This window comes from Kaistella jeonii (assembly GCF_000812865.1).
GTDB classification, from domain to species: domain Bacteria; phylum Bacteroidota; class Bacteroidia; order Flavobacteriales; family Weeksellaceae; genus Kaistella; species Kaistella jeonii.
In genome coordinates this window covers 1-1116 of the sequence record NZ_JSYL01000030.1, presented here as the reverse complement: position 1 = coordinate 1116, position 1116 = coordinate 1, and the positions used below count along the sequence as shown (strand labels likewise).

1 protein-coding gene and 1 pseudogene are annotated in these 1116 nt (G+C 36.6%); both read left to right on the top strand.

The annotated features are described in order from the left end of the window. On the top strand, positions 1-144 hold a 144-nt coding region (gene tssD, locus OA86_RS15815), incomplete at its 5' end, for a type VI secretion system tube protein TssD (RefSeq protein ID WP_311316326.1). Between the two features lie 364 nt (positions 145-508). Further along, positions 509-1116 (top strand): annotated as a pseudogene (locus OA86_RS15110) (Vgr family protein); the annotation flags it as partial.

Sequence of the window (1116 nt, the reverse complement as noted above, 5' to 3'; positions counted from 1 at the left end):
AAATGGAACAACGGTTACGTGATCCAGCATGAAGTAGATTTCGATGCGATCGATTCAGACAACATGTTGATCTCATTCGTAGTAAGTGCAGAAAAAATCGACTATGGCACCTCTGCTTATGAAGGAGTTTGGCCGGGTAAATAAGAAGTTTGAAAACTTTTTAAATCGGTTTTAAAACTTGAAAAGGTTTTGTTAAACTAAAATAATTCCCGATGAATATGCTTTATGCAGTTTTTATCGGGAATTTTTTAGAATATCGATCAGGTTAATTTTAATTAGCAGACAATATCCTGGAAAAATGATATTTTTAAACTTAATTAAAAATATATACTTAATTTTAGTACATCAAATTTGTCTTTTAAACTTTAGAAGTTTGAAAGTAGTAAAGTCCGAATTGAGAAAAACGAACTCTCAAGTGTCAACTTTCAACGAGCAATCATCATTCATCAAACACCCATCATCGAACACCAATCATCAAACACCCATCACCTAACAAACTCTACCTATTATGGCAAAAACAAACGGAACTTCAACGCCTACTTTCAAGCCGGATAACAGTTCGAAATCCATTTCCGCCAGTCAGGTTTTTGGGATCAATAGACTCGTGAAACTTTTGGTGGTGATCGAAGGGAAAGTAATTTCCCATTACAAACATTTTAGTTTGAGCCAACACGCCGGGAAACACCATCGTTTTGAAATGGTTTTGGCCTATGACTCTTTAGGAAACCGGGAAAACCATAATTTAGAATCCTCCAATGAATTTTTGGGGAAAAGACTAACGGTCGTTCAAAAATATAAAGATATTCCAGACAGTCCGGAGAGAACATTTGTGGGAGTGATCACCGAAGTCGGCTATTTACAGGATCAAAGTGGATTGGGAAATATTGTATTGTCAGGTTACAGTCCAACGATATTGCTGGACGCTGCACCACATACCCAAAGTTTTGGTGGAGCACAATCGGTGAATATGAGTATCATCGCCAATCAACTGATCAAAGAAGGAATTAATACCGGAAGTTATGATGTGAGAGTAGATGCGAATGATTATTCAGAAATTATCTACAGTTCTCAATATAATGAAACGCATTACAACTATCTGGCAAGAATGGCAGAAGC